Source organism: Trichlorobacter lovleyi (assembly GCF_015239775.1).
In the GTDB taxonomy this organism is placed as follows: Bacteria; Desulfobacterota; Desulfuromonadia; order Geobacterales; family Pseudopelobacteraceae; genus Trichlorobacter; species Trichlorobacter lovleyi_B.
Window position 1 is genome coordinate 497,745 of sequence record NZ_CP058409.1, and the last position, 17,470, is coordinate 515,214.

The 17,470-nt window shown below is 59.5% G+C and carries 10 protein-coding genes; 6 read left to right on the plus strand and 4 right to left on the minus strand.

Annotated features, from left to right (window positions below):
* Positions 1-29 precede the first annotated feature (29 nt).
* Positions 30-2,936 (plus strand): alkaline phosphatase, encoded by a 2,907-nt coding sequence (locus FY034_RS02335; RefSeq protein ID WP_265553448.1) that lies wholly within the window; start codon positions 30-32, stop codon positions 2,934-2,936.
* Positions 2,937-3,051: 115 nt separating this feature from the next.
* On the plus strand, positions 3,052-3,486 hold the full coding sequence (locus tag FY034_RS02340) for an arsenate reductase ArsC (RefSeq protein WP_265553449.1): 435 nt from the start codon (positions 3,052-3,054) through the stop codon (positions 3,484-3,486).
* Between the two features lie 62 nt (positions 3,487-3,548).
* Here FY034_RS02340 and FY034_RS02345 read toward each other — a convergent pair whose 3' ends face one another.
* The 4 genes from FY034_RS02345 to FY034_RS02360 all read right to left on the minus strand — a co-directional run bounded on the left by FY034_RS02345 (position 3,549) and on the right by FY034_RS02360 (position 10,247).
* Positions 3,549-3,755: a hypothetical protein gene (locus tag FY034_RS02345; RefSeq protein WP_265553451.1), complete on the minus strand. Its 207-nt coding sequence runs from the start codon at positions 3,753-3,755 to the stop codon at positions 3,549-3,551.
* 82 nt (positions 3,756-3,837) lie between these two features.
* The gene (locus tag FY034_RS02350; RefSeq protein ID WP_265553453.1) at positions 3,838-6,702 is read right to left on the minus strand and encodes a PAS domain S-box protein; all 2,865 of its coding nucleotides are present in this window, start codon (positions 6,700-6,702) and stop codon (positions 3,838-3,840) included.
* Positions 6,703-6,705: 3 nt separating this feature from the next.
* On the minus strand, positions 6,706-8,781 hold the full coding sequence (locus tag FY034_RS02355) for a diguanylate cyclase (protein ID WP_265553455.1): 2,076 nt from the start codon (positions 8,779-8,781) through the stop codon (positions 6,706-6,708).
* Positions 8,778-10,247, minus strand: coding sequence for a GGDEF domain-containing protein (locus tag FY034_RS02360; protein WP_265553457.1), 1,470 nt, complete (start codon positions 10,245-10,247; stop codon positions 8,778-8,780). The genes FY034_RS02355 and FY034_RS02360 overlap by 4 nt, the downstream gene beginning before the upstream one ends.
* Positions 10,248-10,498: 251 nt before the next feature.
* Here FY034_RS02360 and FY034_RS02365 point away from each other — a divergent pair, with 251 nt between their 5' ends.
* Genes FY034_RS02365 through FY034_RS02380 form a run of 4 tightly spaced genes read left to right on the plus strand, consistent with a single transcriptional unit; the run spans position 10,499 to position 17,465 of the window.
* Entirely contained in the window at positions 10,499-12,979 is a 2,481-nt protein-coding gene (locus tag FY034_RS02365; RefSeq protein ID WP_265553458.1) for a hypothetical protein, read from the plus strand.
* Positions 12,948-13,994, plus strand: a complete 1,047-nt coding sequence (locus tag FY034_RS02370; RefSeq protein ID WP_265553459.1) for a phosphatidylserine decarboxylase — start codon at positions 12,948-12,950, stop codon at positions 13,992-13,994. The genes FY034_RS02365 and FY034_RS02370 overlap by 32 nt, the downstream gene beginning before the upstream one ends.
* The gene (locus tag FY034_RS02375; protein ID WP_265553460.1) at positions 13,981-16,434 is read left to right on the plus strand and encodes a glycosyltransferase; all 2,454 of its coding nucleotides are present in this window, start codon (positions 13,981-13,983) and stop codon (positions 16,432-16,434) included. Before FY034_RS02370 ends, FY034_RS02375 begins: the two co-directional genes overlap by 14 nt.
* Positions 16,410-17,465 (plus strand): prolipoprotein diacylglyceryl transferase family protein, encoded by a 1,056-nt coding sequence (locus FY034_RS02380; RefSeq protein WP_265553461.1) that lies wholly within the window; start codon positions 16,410-16,412, stop codon positions 17,463-17,465. Before FY034_RS02375 ends, FY034_RS02380 begins: the two co-directional genes overlap by 25 nt.
* Positions 17,466-17,470 lie beyond the last annotated feature (5 nt).

A 17,470-nucleotide genomic window follows, 5' to 3' on the forward strand; every position in this document is an offset into this window, starting at 1 on the left:
CTCAACACCATAACGCGGGGGGGTAGCACATGTTTTTCGAACGTAGGCATCTGAGGACGGTGGCGGCGGTTCTTGCGCTTACCATGGCAAGCAGCCTGACCGGCTGCGGTACGACACAGACAGCAAGCAGTCCGGGCCAGCAGGCCAAGAATGTGATTCTGATCATTGCAGACGGGATGCAGCTTGAGCATGAACGGGCCTACAACAACTACCTGAACGGTTCGTTCGACAGCGGGCTTGAACACTGGAAGTTTGATTACAAGGGGGCAGCATCCACGTGGGATGTCACCACCTACAACCGCTACGCCTACAGCTCGGACTCTACCGGTGCAAAGAACATTACCGATGACAAGTTTGATCCGCAGAACAGTTCAACCTACAGTGTCCTGCTTGGCTATGACACGAGCAAAGGCGGCAAACAGCCCTATCCCCGCGACACCACCGCGGCTCTGAATTCAAGTGCTTCTCTGAACTATTTCGGTACCAAGCTGAAGCTCAGTTCCACTGACGGCGGGGCTATTCCTGCCACCGACTCCGCTTCGGCAGCTACGGCCCTTTCGACCGGTTTCAAGACCGACGACGGCAACCTGGCCTGGCGGACCGGCGACAAGGAAGACGGCCGCCTGACCACCATCGCCGAGATGTACCGTAATCAGAAGAAGGCCGCCATCGGCGTGGTGAGTACCGTGCCTTTTTCCCACGCCACTCCGGCCGGTTTTGTCAGTCACAACAAGTCCCGTAACAACTACAAGGCAATTGCCCAGGAGATCATAACTGCTGTCCGTCCGGAAGTGGTAATCGGCGGTGGTCATCCGGATTTCAACTCGGCAACGGTCAAGCCTGACTACAGCTATATTGACGGCCCTGAACTGACAAACCTCAGAAATTCGACTGAGTATGCCTTTGTGGAACGCACGACAGGTATTGATGGGGGTGTTGCCCTGCTTGCCAAGGCCAATCAGGCAGTAACAGCCGGTAAAAAGCTGTTCGGTCTGTTCGGTGGCGTGGGTGGCAACTTTGAATATCACAACCCGTCAAACGACAGGACCTCTGCCGTTACCCGGGGCTCCATTGAAAACCCGACCCTGGCCGATGCCTCAACTGCGGCACTGAAGGTGCTCAGCCAGAACAAGAACGGTTTCTTTCTGATGGTTGAACAGGGGGACATTGACTGGTCCAACCACGCCAACGATTACAAGAGCATGATCGGGGGGATGTGGGACCTGGACCAGGCCGTCAAGGCTGTTGAGGCCTTTGTTGACCAGCCAGGCGATGACATCGACTGGAGCAATACCCTGGTCATTGTGACCTCCGACCATTCCAACAGCTACCTGCGTAATACCGTGGCCAAGCAACTGGGTAAAGGTTTGCTGCCCAGCCAGCAGACCGGCGGCGTGGCCCTGGGATACAACAGCGACTACTACTATCCCAATGGTGAGGTAACCTACGGTGTGGACGGCAAAGGAATCAACAGCCACTTCAACGATCCGGTTACCCTTTATGCCAAAGGTGCCGGTGTTGGCCGCTTCAAGAGCTATGAAGGAAGCTGGTATCCGGGAACCACGCTGATAGATAATACCCAGATCTACCGCGTCATGCTGGAGGACCTGGGGCTGACCGATGAAAACCGCAGTTATGCCGCCAAGCTGGATGCCACGGTCTACGCCCTGCCCGACACCTCCATGAAGGTCTTGAACCCGTTGTTGACGGACCAGAACCTGACAGATGCCCTGACCTACGGCGCCTTGACCATGACCAAGCCGGGCATTGGCTCAGGTCTGACCCCTGACCCCAGAAATCCTGGCTATTACTATATGACCACTGACCGTGGCATGAATGGCGAAACCACAGCCAAGTTCTTCCCGCTGCCGGCTTCGACCCCCACCATTGCCAAGGTGCATTTCGACGCTGCCGGCAAGATAGTGGTTGACAAGTATATCCCGATCCTGGACAAGGACGGCAACTACGTGACCGGCATGCCGAACCTGGCTGCCTACGACGACGTCCCGTACCTGAACTCGTCCCTGACCCTGCAGGGCTCGTACAATGAAAACGGCCTCGATATCGAGGATATCCAGGTGTTGCCCAATGGCGATTTCATGCTGGTTGACGAATACTCTCCCAGCATTGTCGTGGTGGACGGTACCACCGGCAGGGTCAAGGTACGCTACACCCCGGTTAACAAACCGATGGCCGGTGCCAACTATACGGTCAAGAATATCCTCCCCTCAATCCTCGGTGAACAGCGCCGTTCCAACCGCGGTTTTGAAAACCTGGCGCTCTCATCCGACGGCGCAACCGCCTATGCCGTCATGCAAAGCCCGATTGGTGACAAGTCCAACAGCATGTACAAGTACACCCGTGTGGTACGGATCGTCCGACTGAATGTCACTGATCCCTTGAATGCGACGGTAAGCGGAGAGTTTGTGGTGCTGCAGAGCGCGGCAGGCGATTATGCCAAGAACATTGCCGGCTATACCGTCAGTAACAAACAGACCGACATGAAATACTCGGCTGCCCAATGGCTGGCAACCGACCGGATCCTGCTGCTGGAACGGGCCAACGGCAAGGCCAAGTTGATGGAGGTAGACATGGCCAAGGCCACCAATCTGCTGAGCAACAGCTGTGAAGGAACCTTGACGCCTGAAGAGACGGTCACCAGCTCACCTTATCAGCAGGTGGGGTTGATGAACTGCAACATCGTGCCGGCCTCAGCCCGTGAGGTGTTCTCCACCGATGAGCTGAAGAGCCTGGTACAGCAGAGCGCTGATCAGGTCGGCACCTCCCCCAGCTATGAAATCAAGCTGGAGGGGATGGCCCTGATTGATAACCAAACCCTGTACCTGTCAAACGACAATGACTTCGGCATATTTGATGCGAATCTGCCGACCAGGGTCTGGAAGATCAGCCTGAAGCGTGCCCTGAGCCGCTTCTGATCCCTTCAGAACCCTGTTCAAGCCGCTGTTTGTAACCAACCTGGCACCGGACCGCAACCGTCCGGTGCCTTTTTTATGCGATACTGCCGCTGTCGTGATCTTGTATAGGAGGGGTATGACCATGAAGAAAGACAAGGTACTGTTCGTCTGTGTTCACAACAGCGCCCGCAGCCAGATGGCGGAGGCGTTGCTGAACCACCTGGCCGGCGAGCGTTTTGAGGCGCGAAGTGCCGGGCTTGAGCCGGGTACATTGAACCCGCTGGTGGTTGAGGTGATGCAGGAGCTGGGGATTGATATCTCCGCTAACCAGACCAAGGATGTCTTTGAGATGTTCAAGCGGGGTGAGATCTACAGCTATGTGATCACGGTCTGTGACGGGGCCAATGCCGAGCGCTGTCCGGTCTTTCCCGGCATTGTCAGCCGTTTGCACTGGAGTTTCAGTGATCCGGCCGCCCTGCAGGGGACAAGCGAAGAAGTGCGTGCCGCAGTGCGGAATATCCGGGACGAGATCAGGGCTGCCGTAGAGGGTTTTATTGCCGAATATGCGTAAAAAACCGCATCTTCCTTCAACAGGGAGGTGCGGTTGACAGGAGACGGGTGTCGTCGCAGCTGTCAGATCGGTGACACCTGGTCTTCAAGCTGACTGCAGCCGGACAGGCAGAGCCTGCCGGTATTGCCGTTGCTGGAGTAGATGCTTTTCAGTTCGGCGCCACAGGCGTAATTGATGATCTCCATTTTGAATTTGGGCAGGACATTGTCAACGGTTTTAGAAATTGCCCTGCTGCCGCACTCCAGGCAGAATCCCTTCAGATTTTTCATTGCCGGTCACCTCTATCGTTGTTGAACAGATGAGGTGAGCCTAGCATGCTGATGTGTCAGGATGGTTGTGGCCAGCCAAATATTAGGTGACGACTGGTGCGGTCAACCGTTCCAGTTCCCGTGCCAGATGCTGCATGTCGACCGGTTTGGCGACATAACCGTCAAAACCGTCCTGCAGAAGCTGTTCACGATCTCCCCGCAGGGCATGGGCGGTGACGGCAATGATCGGGATGTGCTGCCCGGTCTGTTGTTCCTCTTCGCGAATCAGGCGGGTTGCCTCGTTACCCCCCATGACCGGCATGGCGACATCCAACAACAGGGCGTCGTAGTGACCGCAACGCCACTTGTCCAGCGCCTGTTTGCCATCGCTGACCACCTCCAGCTGATGCCCCATCCGTTTCAATATGGCGGTGATCGTGGTGGCGTTGGGGGCGTTGTCCTCTGCCAGCAGCAACTGCAGGCTGCGGGTGCTGCCGGCACTGCCGTGCAGCACAGGAGGTGCTGCTGACGGTGCGGCATGGGTGCGGATCATAAACGGCAGCTCCACAAAGAAACTGCTGCCGTGCCCGTCCGATGATTCGGCCCAGATCCGTCCCCCCATCAGCTCGGCCAGACGGCGGCAGATGGTCAGCCCCAGACCGGTGCCGCCGAATCTGCGGGTGGTGGAGTTGTCAGCCTGTTCAAAGGGGGCAAAGATCCGTTGCAACGCCTCCGGCGTCATGCCGATGCCGGTGTCGCTGACACTTAAGAGGACGGTCAGCGTCCCGTTCTGCCGGCCTGTGATCCTGGCCATGATGGTGATGCTGCCGGCCGTGGTAAATTTGATGGCGTTGCCCAACAGGTTGAGCAGGATCTGTTTAAGCCGGAGCGGATCGCCGTACAGGATTTCGGGGATATCATCCGACAGGTTGGTCACCAGCTGCAACCGCTTCTTGTGGACCTGGGAGATCTGGGTGGTCACCACCTCCTGGATACTGTGGCGCAGGGAGAAGTCGGCGTATTCAAGCGTGGTCTTGCCGGCCTCGATCTTGGACAGGTCCAGGATGTCGTTCAGCAGCGACAACAGGCCCTGGGCGGAGCTTTCAAGGCATTGCAGGTACTCCTGCTGTTCGTTGTTCAACGTGGTAAACTGCAGCAGTTGCACCATCCCGATCACCCCGTTCATGGGGGTGCGGATCTCGTGGCTCATGTTGGCCAGAAACTCGCTCTTGGCACGGTTGGCAGCCTCGGCAGCCTGGCGGGCCTGCTTCAGCTCCTCCTCGTATTTTTTACGTTCACTGATATCACGGGTAATGTTGAGCAGGCACTGCTCGCCGTTGACGGTAATGACCCGGGCCGACATCTGGCCGGTTATGAATGAGCCGTCTTTACGTCGGAATTCGGCTTCCAGGTTTCTGATAAAACCGTGCTCCTGAAGTTCATGAACCAGACGCTGACGATCATCGGGATTCACCCAGATTTTCAGATCAAGGGATGATTTACCCAGCACCTCTTCAGGTTGATAACCGATCATGCTGGTGAACCCCTCATTCACCTCCAGATAGGTGCCGTCAGTCAGGCGGTTGAGGTTGACTGAGTCTGGCGATGCCTTGAAGGCACTGGCAAATTTCTCTTCAGAAAGGCGCAGCAGCTCATAGGCCCTGGTCCGTTCCGAGATGTCGCGGGCAACCCCCAGCACCCCCAGCAGCGTGCCGTCGGTGTCGAACATCGGGGTCTTGATGGTCTCAAACCGGCCTTGGTAGCCGCTTGCCGCAAAGGTCAGCCACTCTTCATTGACGGTCGGTTTGCCGGCTGCTGTCGCCTTGCGGTCGTTGTTCCTGAAGAAATCGGCCAACTCCCGCTCAACAAAATCATAATCGGTCTTGCCGATGATGTCCGACTGCTTTGCCCCGTAGAGCTCTTCAAAACGCGGGTTGCAGCCCAGGTAGACCCCGTCAGGGTCCTTCATCCAGACCAGATCGGGCAGGGTCTCAATCAGGGTTTTTTGGAACTGTTCATTCTTTTTGAGCAGCCGGACAGCCTGGTTATGTTCGCTGATCTCGGTTTCCAGGCGCCGGTTTGCCTCCAGCAGCTGCAGGTTCAGTCTGCGGATGCCGAAAAAACGCCATAATAGCGACACGGTCAGCAGCAGGATGGCACTGCCTCCTATTGCCATGACGGCACGTTGTACGGTCCACCACGGTTTGGGCTTGCCCATCCAGCGTTGATAGATCTCCTGGTACTCTCTGGAACCATGGAAGGTCTTGATAGCGTTGTTCAGCTGCTGCGCAAGAACGGCATCCGCGGGGTGCAGGGCTATCCCCCGTCGCGACTCAAGCGCCGGCGGTTCAATGACCCGAATCTGGTTTTCCAGGCCGGCCTTTTCTGCCAGTTGCACAATGGTGTTTTTGAAGGTCATGACCAAGTCCAGCTGGCCGGTGACCAGATCCATCAGCAGCTGTTGCAGATTTTCGTAGGTTTTGAGGGTGATGTCGCTGCGGCCTTTCAGCAGGCTGTAGGCCGTACTGTTCTGCATCACGCCGACCCGTTGACCGGCTGCAACCCCTTTGGTCCGTGCGTCGCTTGCCCTGACCAGATAGCTGATCGGGGCAACATCAAGGACCTCGCTGAACAGGAACTGATCTTTGGTGGTTTGATTGATCACCCGCAGCGGAATCAGGTCGGCCTGCCGGTTTAAGACCAGCTCGTCAACCTCTTCCCAGGCCTTGGCAAAACGGTACTCAATCTGCAGTCCGGTCCGGCGGGCCAGGGCATCGGTGATATCAACGGCCAGTCCGGCCGGTTTGCCGGTGGTCTGGTCCCGGAAGTAATAAGGGGCAAGGTCAGTGGGAATAACGGCAATCAGCGGCCTGTTTGCAGGGGATGGTGGAACGGCGGCAACCGGAAGGGCAGCCAGCAGGCAGAGCAGGAACAGCAGGAAACCTGTGGTACAGGTGCTACGTTTCATGAGTCATCCTCGATGTGTTGTAGCTGTACTGGCTTCATCTGTAGCACAGATTCCTGATAATGCAACCGCTTCTATGATTTCTACCCGGTTTCGCCCCTTGTGTTTGGCCTGGTACAGTGCTGCATCAGCCCGCTCGATGAATGTTTCAGCAGAGTCGCTGCCGTGATGGCGGGTCACCCCGAAACTGCAGGTAAGCTGCATGCCGTTGCCAAAGTCATAGTGTTCAATCATATCACGCAGGATCTCGGCCAGCACAGCGGCCTGGGTCGTGTCGTTTTTGGGGGTCAGGATCACAAACTCCTCGCCGCCCCAGCGGCTGAAGATGTCGTGGCTCCTGATCCTGCCGGAAATCAGTTCGGCAACCTTCTGCAGCACATGGTCGCCGGCGGCATGCCCCAGGGTGTCGTTGATCAGCTTGAAGTGATCAAGGTCCAGCATGATCAGCGATAATGGTGAGTTATAGCGGCAGGCACGGGCGATCTCGGCAACCAGCAGGCCGTCAAACATCCGGCGGTTGTAGATGCCGGTCAGAAAATCGATCCGGGCCTCGTTTGCCAGCAGCTCGTTGGCAAGTTTCAACTCCTGCTGGGCCCGGCGGCCATCAATGATCTCCCAGGTTACGTCGGCCAGATAGGCGACCTCTTCGGCATCTCTGGCAGTGTAGTCAATCCCCTTGTTACCCACCCCCAGCACCGCCACAATCCGTTCATCCCGGATTACCGGCACCACCAGCTCCCGGATGACCTGTGCATGGCCGGGCGGCAGCCCCTTTTTGTTGGGCAGGCCGGCATAGTCGTTGTGAATTGCCGGAGCGCGGGTCTGGACACACTCGGCCCAGACACCGGCCTGGTCGACGCCGTAGTGCATACCGTGCCCCTCAGCCTTGCAGAACTCCTGCAGGGTGCGGGTGGACCAGGCCTGCAGGGTCAGGGCCTGCTGGTCCGGGTCGACAAAGTGATAGAATCCCACCGGGCTGTCACTGATCCGGCAGACTTCGTCAAGGGCGTACTGCAGCAGTTCGTCAGCCGTATGCAGGGTGGCGTATTCCAACAGCTCGTAGCGGATCTGCACCATCGCCTCTACCCGTTGCGCCTTCTGCTCAAACAACGCCTGACGCCGGTGCAGCAGGAACAGACCGGCTGAGCTGCCGATGCAGGTCATCAGAAACAGCAGCCCCTGGAAGATCGCCTCATTCCTCCAGTTTTTCAGGATTTTGTCCGGGCAGCGGCTGATGATCACCACCAGCGGTTTGTCCATCTGCAGCGCCTTCGGCTGCAGGGTCAGCAGGGCCACCATACGGTACTCGCCGGTGGCATAGGCGTTGTCGGTGAAGATGTTTTCCTGTCTGCCGCTCTCTTTGTGACGGGTAAACAGGGAACCGGGCACTGCCAGGTTTTTGCCGGCCTGTCCCGGGCGGTACGGCATGGACATGAAACGGATACCGTCACCGTGGTTGATGGTATTCCACATATCCGGGGCATAGAGGGTTGACTGCAGGATTACCTCAAAATAGTCCGGATCGACCCCGGCGGTAACAACACCGCGAAAGCGGCCATCCGGTCCCTGGATCAGCTTGGTGATATTAAAGACATAGCCGTTCAGCACCGACCTGAAGGGGGGCGATATGTAGAGCGTATCCGGGTTGGGGTGCTGCTGCGGTTCGTTGAAATACTGCCTGTTCGCAATGTTCCGGCCGATCAGTTCCGGCCGGTTGGCTGCCAGGATCGTGCCGGCAGCGTCGGTAAAAAAGATGGTGCGCACACCGGGCATGGCATCGGCCAGCACGCTCAGGCGTTTGTTGGCCTGGCTGAGGTTTTGGGGACCCCGCAGCCGGGGCAGGTCGGCGACCACCCCTTGCAGTGCCAGATTGGTTGCCTCAAGCTGACGTTCGATGTTTTGGCCGATCATCCTGGCCTGGGTCTTCAGGCGCTGGTTTTCCAAGCTGATGGTCCGGTGACGCATGGTGACCAGATTGTAGGCGATGATGCTGCCGATCAGGGCCAGGGCGACAATCAGCGCAAACCAGTGCTGGCCGGTACGGTGGCTGAGCTGTCTATCCGCGTTGCTGCCCCGCGTCATGCAAAACCGATGCACTGGTTAACGGCCTGCTGTGACTGACTGTTCTGCAACAGCCCTTCACATTCGATTACCAGCTGTTCCATGGCCTGGTGCCGTTCGGTCAGTGCTGCAGCGCCGACGCTGACCGTGCAGGCCAGGGGCCCTTCAGCCGTCGTGATCCTGATCTGTGAGGCCTTTTCCCGTATCCGTTCGGCAACCAGCCGGGCATCGGTGAGGGTGGATTCAGTCAGCAGGATACCGAAGGAGTCCTTGCCGGTCCGGCCGATCAGGTCGGTGGTCCGCACCGAGGCGCGGCAGAGTGCCGCCAGTTGCTGCATGAACTGGTTGCCGGCCGGGTAGCCGAACTGGTCGTTAATCTCCTTGAAGTGGTCGATATCCACGATCAGCAGGGTCATGGCGCGGCCATAGCGCTGTGCCGCCGTGATGTCGCGATTCCCCAGCTCAAGCAGTATCTTGCGGTTGTACAGGCCGGTGACCCGGTCACTGACGGCATAGGCGTAGATCTCCTCCTCCAGCAGTTTCTGGCGGGAGATATCCTCGATCACCCCGACGTAGCGGGAGATGCCGTTGTGATGGTTGCGGATCGGGGCAATATGGAGGTGCTGCCAGTAGTACTCGCCGTTCTTTTTACGGTTGTACAGCTCGCCGCTCCAGGCGTAGCCACGGCTGATGGTGCTCCAGAGGTTCTGATAGAGCTCGGGCGGGGTCTGGCCGGACTTGAGGACGCGGGGGTTGGTGCCGATCAGTTCCTCGGCGGTATAGCCGGTCAGCTCCTCCACCCGTTCGCTGACATATTCAATCGTGCCCCGGGTGTCGGTAACCAGAATCAGGTTGGGTGACTGGTTCATGGCGGCAAAGAAGCGGGCGACCTGGATCTCCTTGTGCATGCGGGGCGAGAGATCCTGTGCCAGAAAGACCAGATAGACGGCCTTTTCCTGCTTTACCAGGGTCATGTGGGCCTGGATCCAGCGCTCCCGCTTGTTGATGGTCAGCGTAATGTCGCGGCAGACCTCCCGACCTGTCTCAATCGCCTCATCGGCCATGGCAAGCAGCCCTGAATCCTGCCACCAGTCCAGCTGCCGGAAGTTGCCGTTGCAGCAGTTCCAGCTTGCGCAGCCCATCAGGCGGGTCATGGCCGTGTTTTTGTGGATACATTCGCCGTTAGTGCGGAAAGTGGCAATGGCAACGCCGCTCATCTGGTTGATCGGATGCAGGCTGAACGCCTCGTCGCCGCCGCCTGATTTGAGCTGGTTCAGTCTGAAATTGTTCAGGAACCGGTAGCTCCTGTCGGTCTTGTCAAAGTAGATCGGGTAGCCGGCGGCCTGGAGATGGTTCAGGTAGCGGTAGATGGTACGCACCCCAACATTAAAATCCCCTGCCAGCAGCTCCGGCGTCAGCTTTTCCCCGGTATCCAGTCTTTTCAATATGGCGGTCAGTGCATCGATCTTGTTGCTGTATTTGTACATAAAAAAGCAGGAGATCCTTTGTGTGAGGGCATTTGACAGGTTCTTAACAAATAAGATCTACTGGGTATCATTGATCTTTTTGTTTACCTGTAGTCTAGCGTGGAATATAGCAGGAGTGAGTGACAGCTGTCTGTCACTTTAAAGGAGGCGGTTTGAAATAATCTTTTTTTGCACGCGTATACAGTGAAGAATTTACCTGATTGTCACCTGTCCAGCGCAGTTTCGACATACTGAAGGCGTAGGATTGCCCCATGACATTCTTCAGGCCTTATGAGGTCCCGATGCCGGAACTGCCAAGCCCTTGCCCTACACCATCCGTCAGTGCACACATGCAGGAACCGGACAGGGTCCGTCAGGCCCTGAGATTGGCCGGTGTCTGTCTGGAACGGCCGGAGGCCGTGCTCACCTCACTCCCCTTTACTGCGGGGGATGTCACCGCCGGTTCCGAAAGCGAGCTGCAGGCGGTGGTGGCCGGAGACCGGCAGCAGGTTGATCTGCCGCTGATCATTGAGCAGTCAAACTACTTTGCCAACATGATGAAACGGGCTGCGTCCGGCGAGACCTCGCCCAAGGCCGTGGCTGATCTGGAACGGTTTCTGGCGGACAACAGCAGCAACGTCTGGGAAAACAGCTGGGTCCGTTTCCCGCTCAAGCGGCTTTCGGCCTATGCCCGTCAGGTGCTGGAGCAGGACCTGCAGGCTGACAAGAACAACCCTGCAGCAGGGCAGCGGGCCGATGCGGCACGCTTCTTTTTCCATGCCGCGGACGGCACGGTCATGCTGCGTCTGCCGATCAGTTATCTGATCAAACTGGCCCTGGCCGACCTGATCGGTTCCCAGCAGATCCTGCCGGACCTGATCCGGCAGACCGGTATCCGCCTGTTGGGGCATTACCTGAACGACAATACCTCGCCGGAGACCTTTTCCTTCAATGTGGTCTCCCTGACCCCCCGGAACGGCATGGGGGCGGCCATTGCACGGGAGACCGCCATCCGCTTTCTGGTGACCCAGCTGCTGATCCACTACGCCAACCAGGCCTTTGGCATCGGCGAGTACGGCCAGCAGGCCATGGCCTATTTTGCCCCCCATCCGCCGGTACGGCAGAAGGAGCTGAACGAGCATGTCTCGGACAGCTTCTACCGTGAGCTGTTCATGAGTCCCTGCCTTTCCGGCTGGGACAGGGGTGAAGACAAGTTCCGCTACATGCAGCTCTGTCATCAGGTCCTCTCCCGCAGCCAGCTCAACGCCGTGGCCAAGCTGCGGGATGCCGGGATCATCCTCAACAACCTGGTGGTGCTGCCCAATCTCTCCAATGTCAGCCTGGCCAACAACGGCACCCATATCAGCATCGGCAGCCGGCGTCTGAGCGCGGCCCTGGCCGACAGCGGCTCCGGTTTCAAGGCGGCTCACGAAAAGCTGCTGGGCGATCTGACCATCAAGATCTGCGAGCATTTTCTGCCGCTGTTTGTCGGTTCCTACAGCGCTGCCCCGTTCCGGCTGGCCTTTCATGATTTCCACCCAGAAAAGGCGCTGGGATTCCTGCCCCATGAACTGGACTACACCCACCTGCGGATGTTGTGGCGGCGCTGGCGCAAGAAGGCCGATATCTCCATCTTCGGCCAGTCAATCACCCCCTTCGGTCCGGATGCCCTGGACTCCTTTATCAGCCGGGCCTTTGGCCTCAAGGGCGATTTTGTGCCGGACTACCGTCTGGTGGATTACCTAGTCTGCCTGCTCTCCACCGATCGCAGCCCGGCCCTGAACGGCCAGCCGGGCAACACCGACCTGCTGCGGAGCGACCTGGCCGACATGGGGGTCTTTGATGAACAGATGTCGGTCTACCTGCTCTACAAGCAGCGTGAATTTGCCAAGATGGGGTTCTCCGGTTTCGAGGGCCGCCACTACAGCCTGTTTCAAAGCTTCCAGGGGGACATGGGACGGGCCGCCGACCTGCAGACCCTGATCACGGCCCTGGCCTACAAGTATATGACACAGGGGGTTGATCACCGGCTCATACCGGATGCCCCTTCGCTGGAGAGCGAGCGGCGGCAGATCTTCTTTGGGGCTGCCATCGGCCTGCCCACCTTCTTTGTCCACAAAGACACGGCCAACCGTTTTCTGGGCAGCATGATCGCCCGGACCCGTGGGGTGCGTCCCAGCAAACGCTATCCCGGCTATCTGCGGGTCCAGATCCATGAATATCGGCTGGCGCTGCTGCAGACCCTGCGGGAGGATGCGGCCGACCTGATCGAGTTGATGGGACTGCAGGATACCGTTGCCGATCTTGAGCAGCGGCTGAAGGCGCCGGAACAGTACGCCGCCAGTGGACGCCTGACCAGCGGCATCCTGGCCCATCTGGGCAGCCGCTCCGCCCTGAAAACCGAGGCCCGTGACTTCAACAGCGGGGCTGAAGAGTACTACCGCACCACCCTGCGCAGACAGCAGATGGCCGAGGCCTTTGACCTGCTGCAGGAGGACTGCCGCAGCCTGGAACAGCAGGCCGGCGAACTGGATGAACCGCTGCGCAAGGCGTTGCTGCTGACCCTGCAGGGGCAGGGGGCCGATCAGTTTCTGGCCGTCGTCAGGCCGGAGATCCTGCAGGAACAGGCCGAGATCCCGACCCTGCAACGTCTGATGAACCTGCTGCTGGTGAAGCTGCACCACGATCATCAGCAGGCCACCACCCAAAGGAGTGTCCCGGATGCTGCAGCACCAGTATATCGAGCGGGATAGCGGCGCCGTGGTGACCGAGCAGCTGCTGGGGGACCGGATGGTCAGGCTGCTCTACCACCAGGTCCGGGAGAACAGCAGCGCCCTGTTCCGTCTGTTGACCAGCAGCTGGTCATCACTGATCCTGGGGGCAGTCAACTTTGATCGTCCCCTGCTGAACCGGGAGGGCTTTGCCGCCCGCTGCGGGATTGATCTGAGTGAATGCCTTGATCCCCTGCAGGAGCTGAATACCGCCCGCAAGCTCTTTGAACGCAGGATCCGCTACGAACAGTGCCGCCCGCTGCCCGATGATCCGGCTGCGGTACTCTCTCCGGCCGATGCCCGGGTGATCGTCGGTTCGCTGCAGGAGACGGCGCTGTTCTTTCTGAAGGACAAGTTCTTCAGCTTTGAGGAGCTGATCGGGCCTGAGCGCAGCTTCTGGCGCCACCGTTTTGCCGACGGCGACTTTGCCGTGTTCCGTCTGACCCCGGACAAGTATCACTACAATCATCTCCCGGTCAGCGGGCGGGTGGTTGACTTCTACAGCATTGACGGTGCCTACCACTGCTGCAACCCCGCCGCCGTGGTCAGCATGGTCACCCCCTATTCCAAGAACAAGCGGGTGGTAACCCTGATCGACACCGACGTCGAGGGAGGCAGCCGGGTCGGGCTGGTGGCGATGGTGGAGGTGGTGGCCCTGATGATCGGCGATATCGTGCAGGCCTACAGTGACCAGGGCTATGCAGAGCCCCGCCAGGTCCGGGTCGGCATGTTTCTGAAAAAGGGACAGCCCAAGAGCCTCTACCGGCCCGGCAGCAGCACCGATATCCTGTTTTTTCAGCCCGGCAGGGTCTGCTTTGCCGCAGACCTGCTGCAGAATCAGCTGCGTAGCGGGGTCGTCAGCCGCTTTACGCAGGGGTTTGAAAAACCACTGGTGGAGACCGACATTCAGGTGCGTTCTTTATTGGCAACGGCAGCGGGCGGCGCCAGGCGGGGCAGTCCATGCAACAGCGGGAAAACATACCATGAAAACCTTTAAGGCAGACCTGCACGTCCATTCCAGCTACTCCAACAAGCCGACCTACTGGGCCATGCGCAAATTCAACTGCCCGGAGAGCTATACCTCGCCCCGGCAGCTTTACCAGGCCGCCCTGGCGCGGGGTATGACGTACGTCACCATCACCGATCACAACGCCATCGGCGGGGCGCTGGAGATCGCCCATCTGCCCAATGCCTTCGTCAGCGCCGAGATCACCACCCACTTCCCTGAAAACGGCTGCAAGATCCATCTGGTGGTGCTGCATATCTCCGAGGCCCAGTTCAGGGAGATCATGGCGCTGCGCAAGAATGTCTACGAACTGACAGCCTACCTCAACCAGGAGCGGATCGCCCATTTCCTGGCCCATCCGCTCTATGCCCAGAACGACAAGCTGACCATTGCGATCATTGAAAAGTGTCTGCTGCTGTTCTCTGTTTTTGAGATCCGGAACGGCTGCCGGGCCAGCCGGTTCAACAACGTTACCGCGACATTGGTGGGAACCCTGACCCAGACGCTGATCGAGCGGTTGGCCGATAAACACAATCTGACCCCTTTGGGTGACGAACCGCACCGTAAGGGGGTGGTGGGCGGCTCCGATGACCACGGCGGCCTGTTCATTGCCCGGGCCCACACCTGCAGCCATTGCGGCGAGGATCTCGGCGCCTTTCTTGATGCCGTCCGGCAGGGCAGCACCTGGGCGGAAGGGGAACATGGCGGGCCGTTGACCATGGCCCACAGCCTCTATGGCGTGGCCCACAGCTTCTACCGGGAGCGTTTCGGCGAGCGCAGGCGGGGCGCCACCCCCTTTGTCAGCGCCCTTTTGGACCGCTTTTTCAACCTGGGCACGGACAAAGGCTCCTTTGTGGAAAAGATCAGACTGTTCGTGCTGAAAAACCTGCCGGAAAAACGCTCAGCCAGGGAGCTTGGCTTTGAAGAGCTGCTGGACAGCGAGGCCCGGCAGCTGCTCAACGATGCCCCCTTTCTGGAAGGGTTGAAGGGGGCCGACCTGAACCACAAGATCTTCATGGTCACCAGCCGCCTGGCAAACCGGATCCTGTACCGCTACACCAACCGTCTCATGTCGCTCTCCCTGCAGGCCGGTTTTTTTGATTACCTCAACACGGCCGGCACCATCGGCCTGGTGCATCTGCTGGTTTCCCCCTACTACCTGGCCTTTCATCATCAGCACAAGGGCAAGGAGTTGATCCGCGAGATGGCGGAGCGGCTGCCGGAGATCCCGTTTGCGCCTGCAGAGGAGAAGATCGCCCTGTTCACCGATACCCTGGATGAGATCAACGGCGTGGCCATGACGATCCACCGTCTGATCAGTACCGCACAGCAACGGGGCATCAGCCTGACCGTGATCACCTCCGGCGACGGCAGCCAGGCACCACCTGCCGGGGTGAAACAGTTCCAGGCGGTGGGCGACTTCGTACTGCCGGAATACCCCGAGCTGAAGCTCAGCTTCCCGCCGATCCTGGATGTGCTGAACTACATCGAGAAGGAAGGGATCACCCGGATCCATGTCAGCACCCCCGGCACGGTCGGCCTGCTGGGGCTGCTGATCGCCCGGCTGATGAACATCCCGGTGGCCGGCACCTACCATACCGACATCCCCCAGTATGTCCGCAGCCTGACCAATGATGAGTTTCTGGAACAGGCGGCCTGGAGCTACATGGTCTGGTTCTACAACCAGATGGAAGAGGTGCTGGTCCCCTCGAACGGCACGCGGGAACAGCTGCTCTCACACGGCCTGCCGCCGGAGAAGATGAAGCCGCTGCCGCGCTGGGTCGATACGGAGCAGTTTTCGCCGGATAAGCGGGTCGAGCGCTACTGGCTTGAGCGCGGTCTCAGCGCCAGGACCACCCTGCTCTATGTCGGCCGGGTCTCGCGGGAAAAGGGGCTGGAGCTGCTGGTGGAGGCGTTTGCCGGGCTGGTTGACCAGGGGGCGGATCTGGCCCTGGCCGTGATCGGCGACGGCCCCTACCGCAGCGAGATGGAGCAGGCCCTTGGCGGCTATCCGGCGCTGTTTACCGGCTATCTGCAGGGGCACGAGCTGCAGCGGGCCTATGCCTCGGCAGACCTGTTCGTCTTTCCCAGCGCCACCGATACCTTCGGCAATGTGGTGCTGGAGGCCCAGGCCTCGGGACTGCCGGTGATCGTCTCCGATGCCGGCGGCCCCCGTGAGCTGATGCGTGCCGGTGAGACCGGGCTGCTGTTCAGCGCCGGGGAGGCGGCGGCACTGACCGCCACAATCCGCAGTATGACCGCCAATCACCTGATGCTTTCCCTGATGGGGGAAGCTGCACGGAACTTTGTGCTGGCAAAGGCGCCACACGCCTCCGCCACCTACAGCACCATCCTGCGGCCCGGCCTGAAACCGGAGACCGCCTATTCCATCCCAGGGGAGCCCCCATGTCCGCAGTCCTGTTCCTGTTAGCCGCAAGCTGTCTGCTTGGCGCCTACCTCTGGTGGGGCTTCCGTTTCTTACCGGCCGAACGCTGGCAGATCGTTGCCGCGGTGCCGACCGCAAAAGATCCCCACGGCAACGGCTGGCTGGGGATCAACATCACCTGGTACGGCCTCCTGACCGCCAACGCCTATCTGGTGGCGGTTGCCGTACTGCTGGTACTGCTGGGGGCGGTGGGGGTGCCGCCGCTGGGTACGGCCCTGCTGGCTGCCGCCATGCTCTGCTGCTGCGTACCGGCCTCGCGGCTGGTGGCGCGGATCGTGGAGAAGAAGGCCCACACCTTCACCGTGGGGGGGGCGGTCTTTGTGGGGATCATCATTACCCCGTTTCTGATCCAGCTGCTGAACCGGCTGGCCGGTCCGTGGCTCGGCTTCCAGATCCCGGTCATGGCGGCCTACGCTGCCATTGCGATTGCCTATGCCTTTGGTGAAGGGCTGGGGCGGCTGGCCTGCATCAGCTTCGGCTGCTGTTACGGCAGGCCGGTTCCACAGGATGGCGGATTGCTGCACAGGCTTTTCAACGGTCGCGGCTTTGTCTTTCTGGGCAGCACCAAAAAGATCGCCTATGCCGACGGCATGGAGTCGGTAGAGGTGCTGCCTGTCCAGGCGTTGACGGCCGTGCTCTACACCGTCTGCGGCCTGCTGGCAACGGCACTGTTCCTTGACGCCCGGCATGCCGCCGCCTTTCTGCTGGCCACCACCGTCACCCAGGGCTGGCGCTCCTTTTCGGAAACCATGCGGGCCGATTACCGCGGCGCTGGCAGGATCTCTGCCTATCAGGTCATGGGGCTGATCGGCGTGCTGTACGCCTTTGTGATGGTCTGGCTGCTGGGGGGGGCGTTACCTGTGCCGGCGCAGCTTGCCGTTGGCCTGCAGAGTCTCTGGAACCCGGCCCTGCTGCTGTTCCTGCAGGGGATCTGGTGTCTGATCTTCTTCTACACCGGGCGCAGCACCGTTACCGGGGCCACCCTCAGCTTTCATGTCCACCGCGACCGGATCTGATGCTG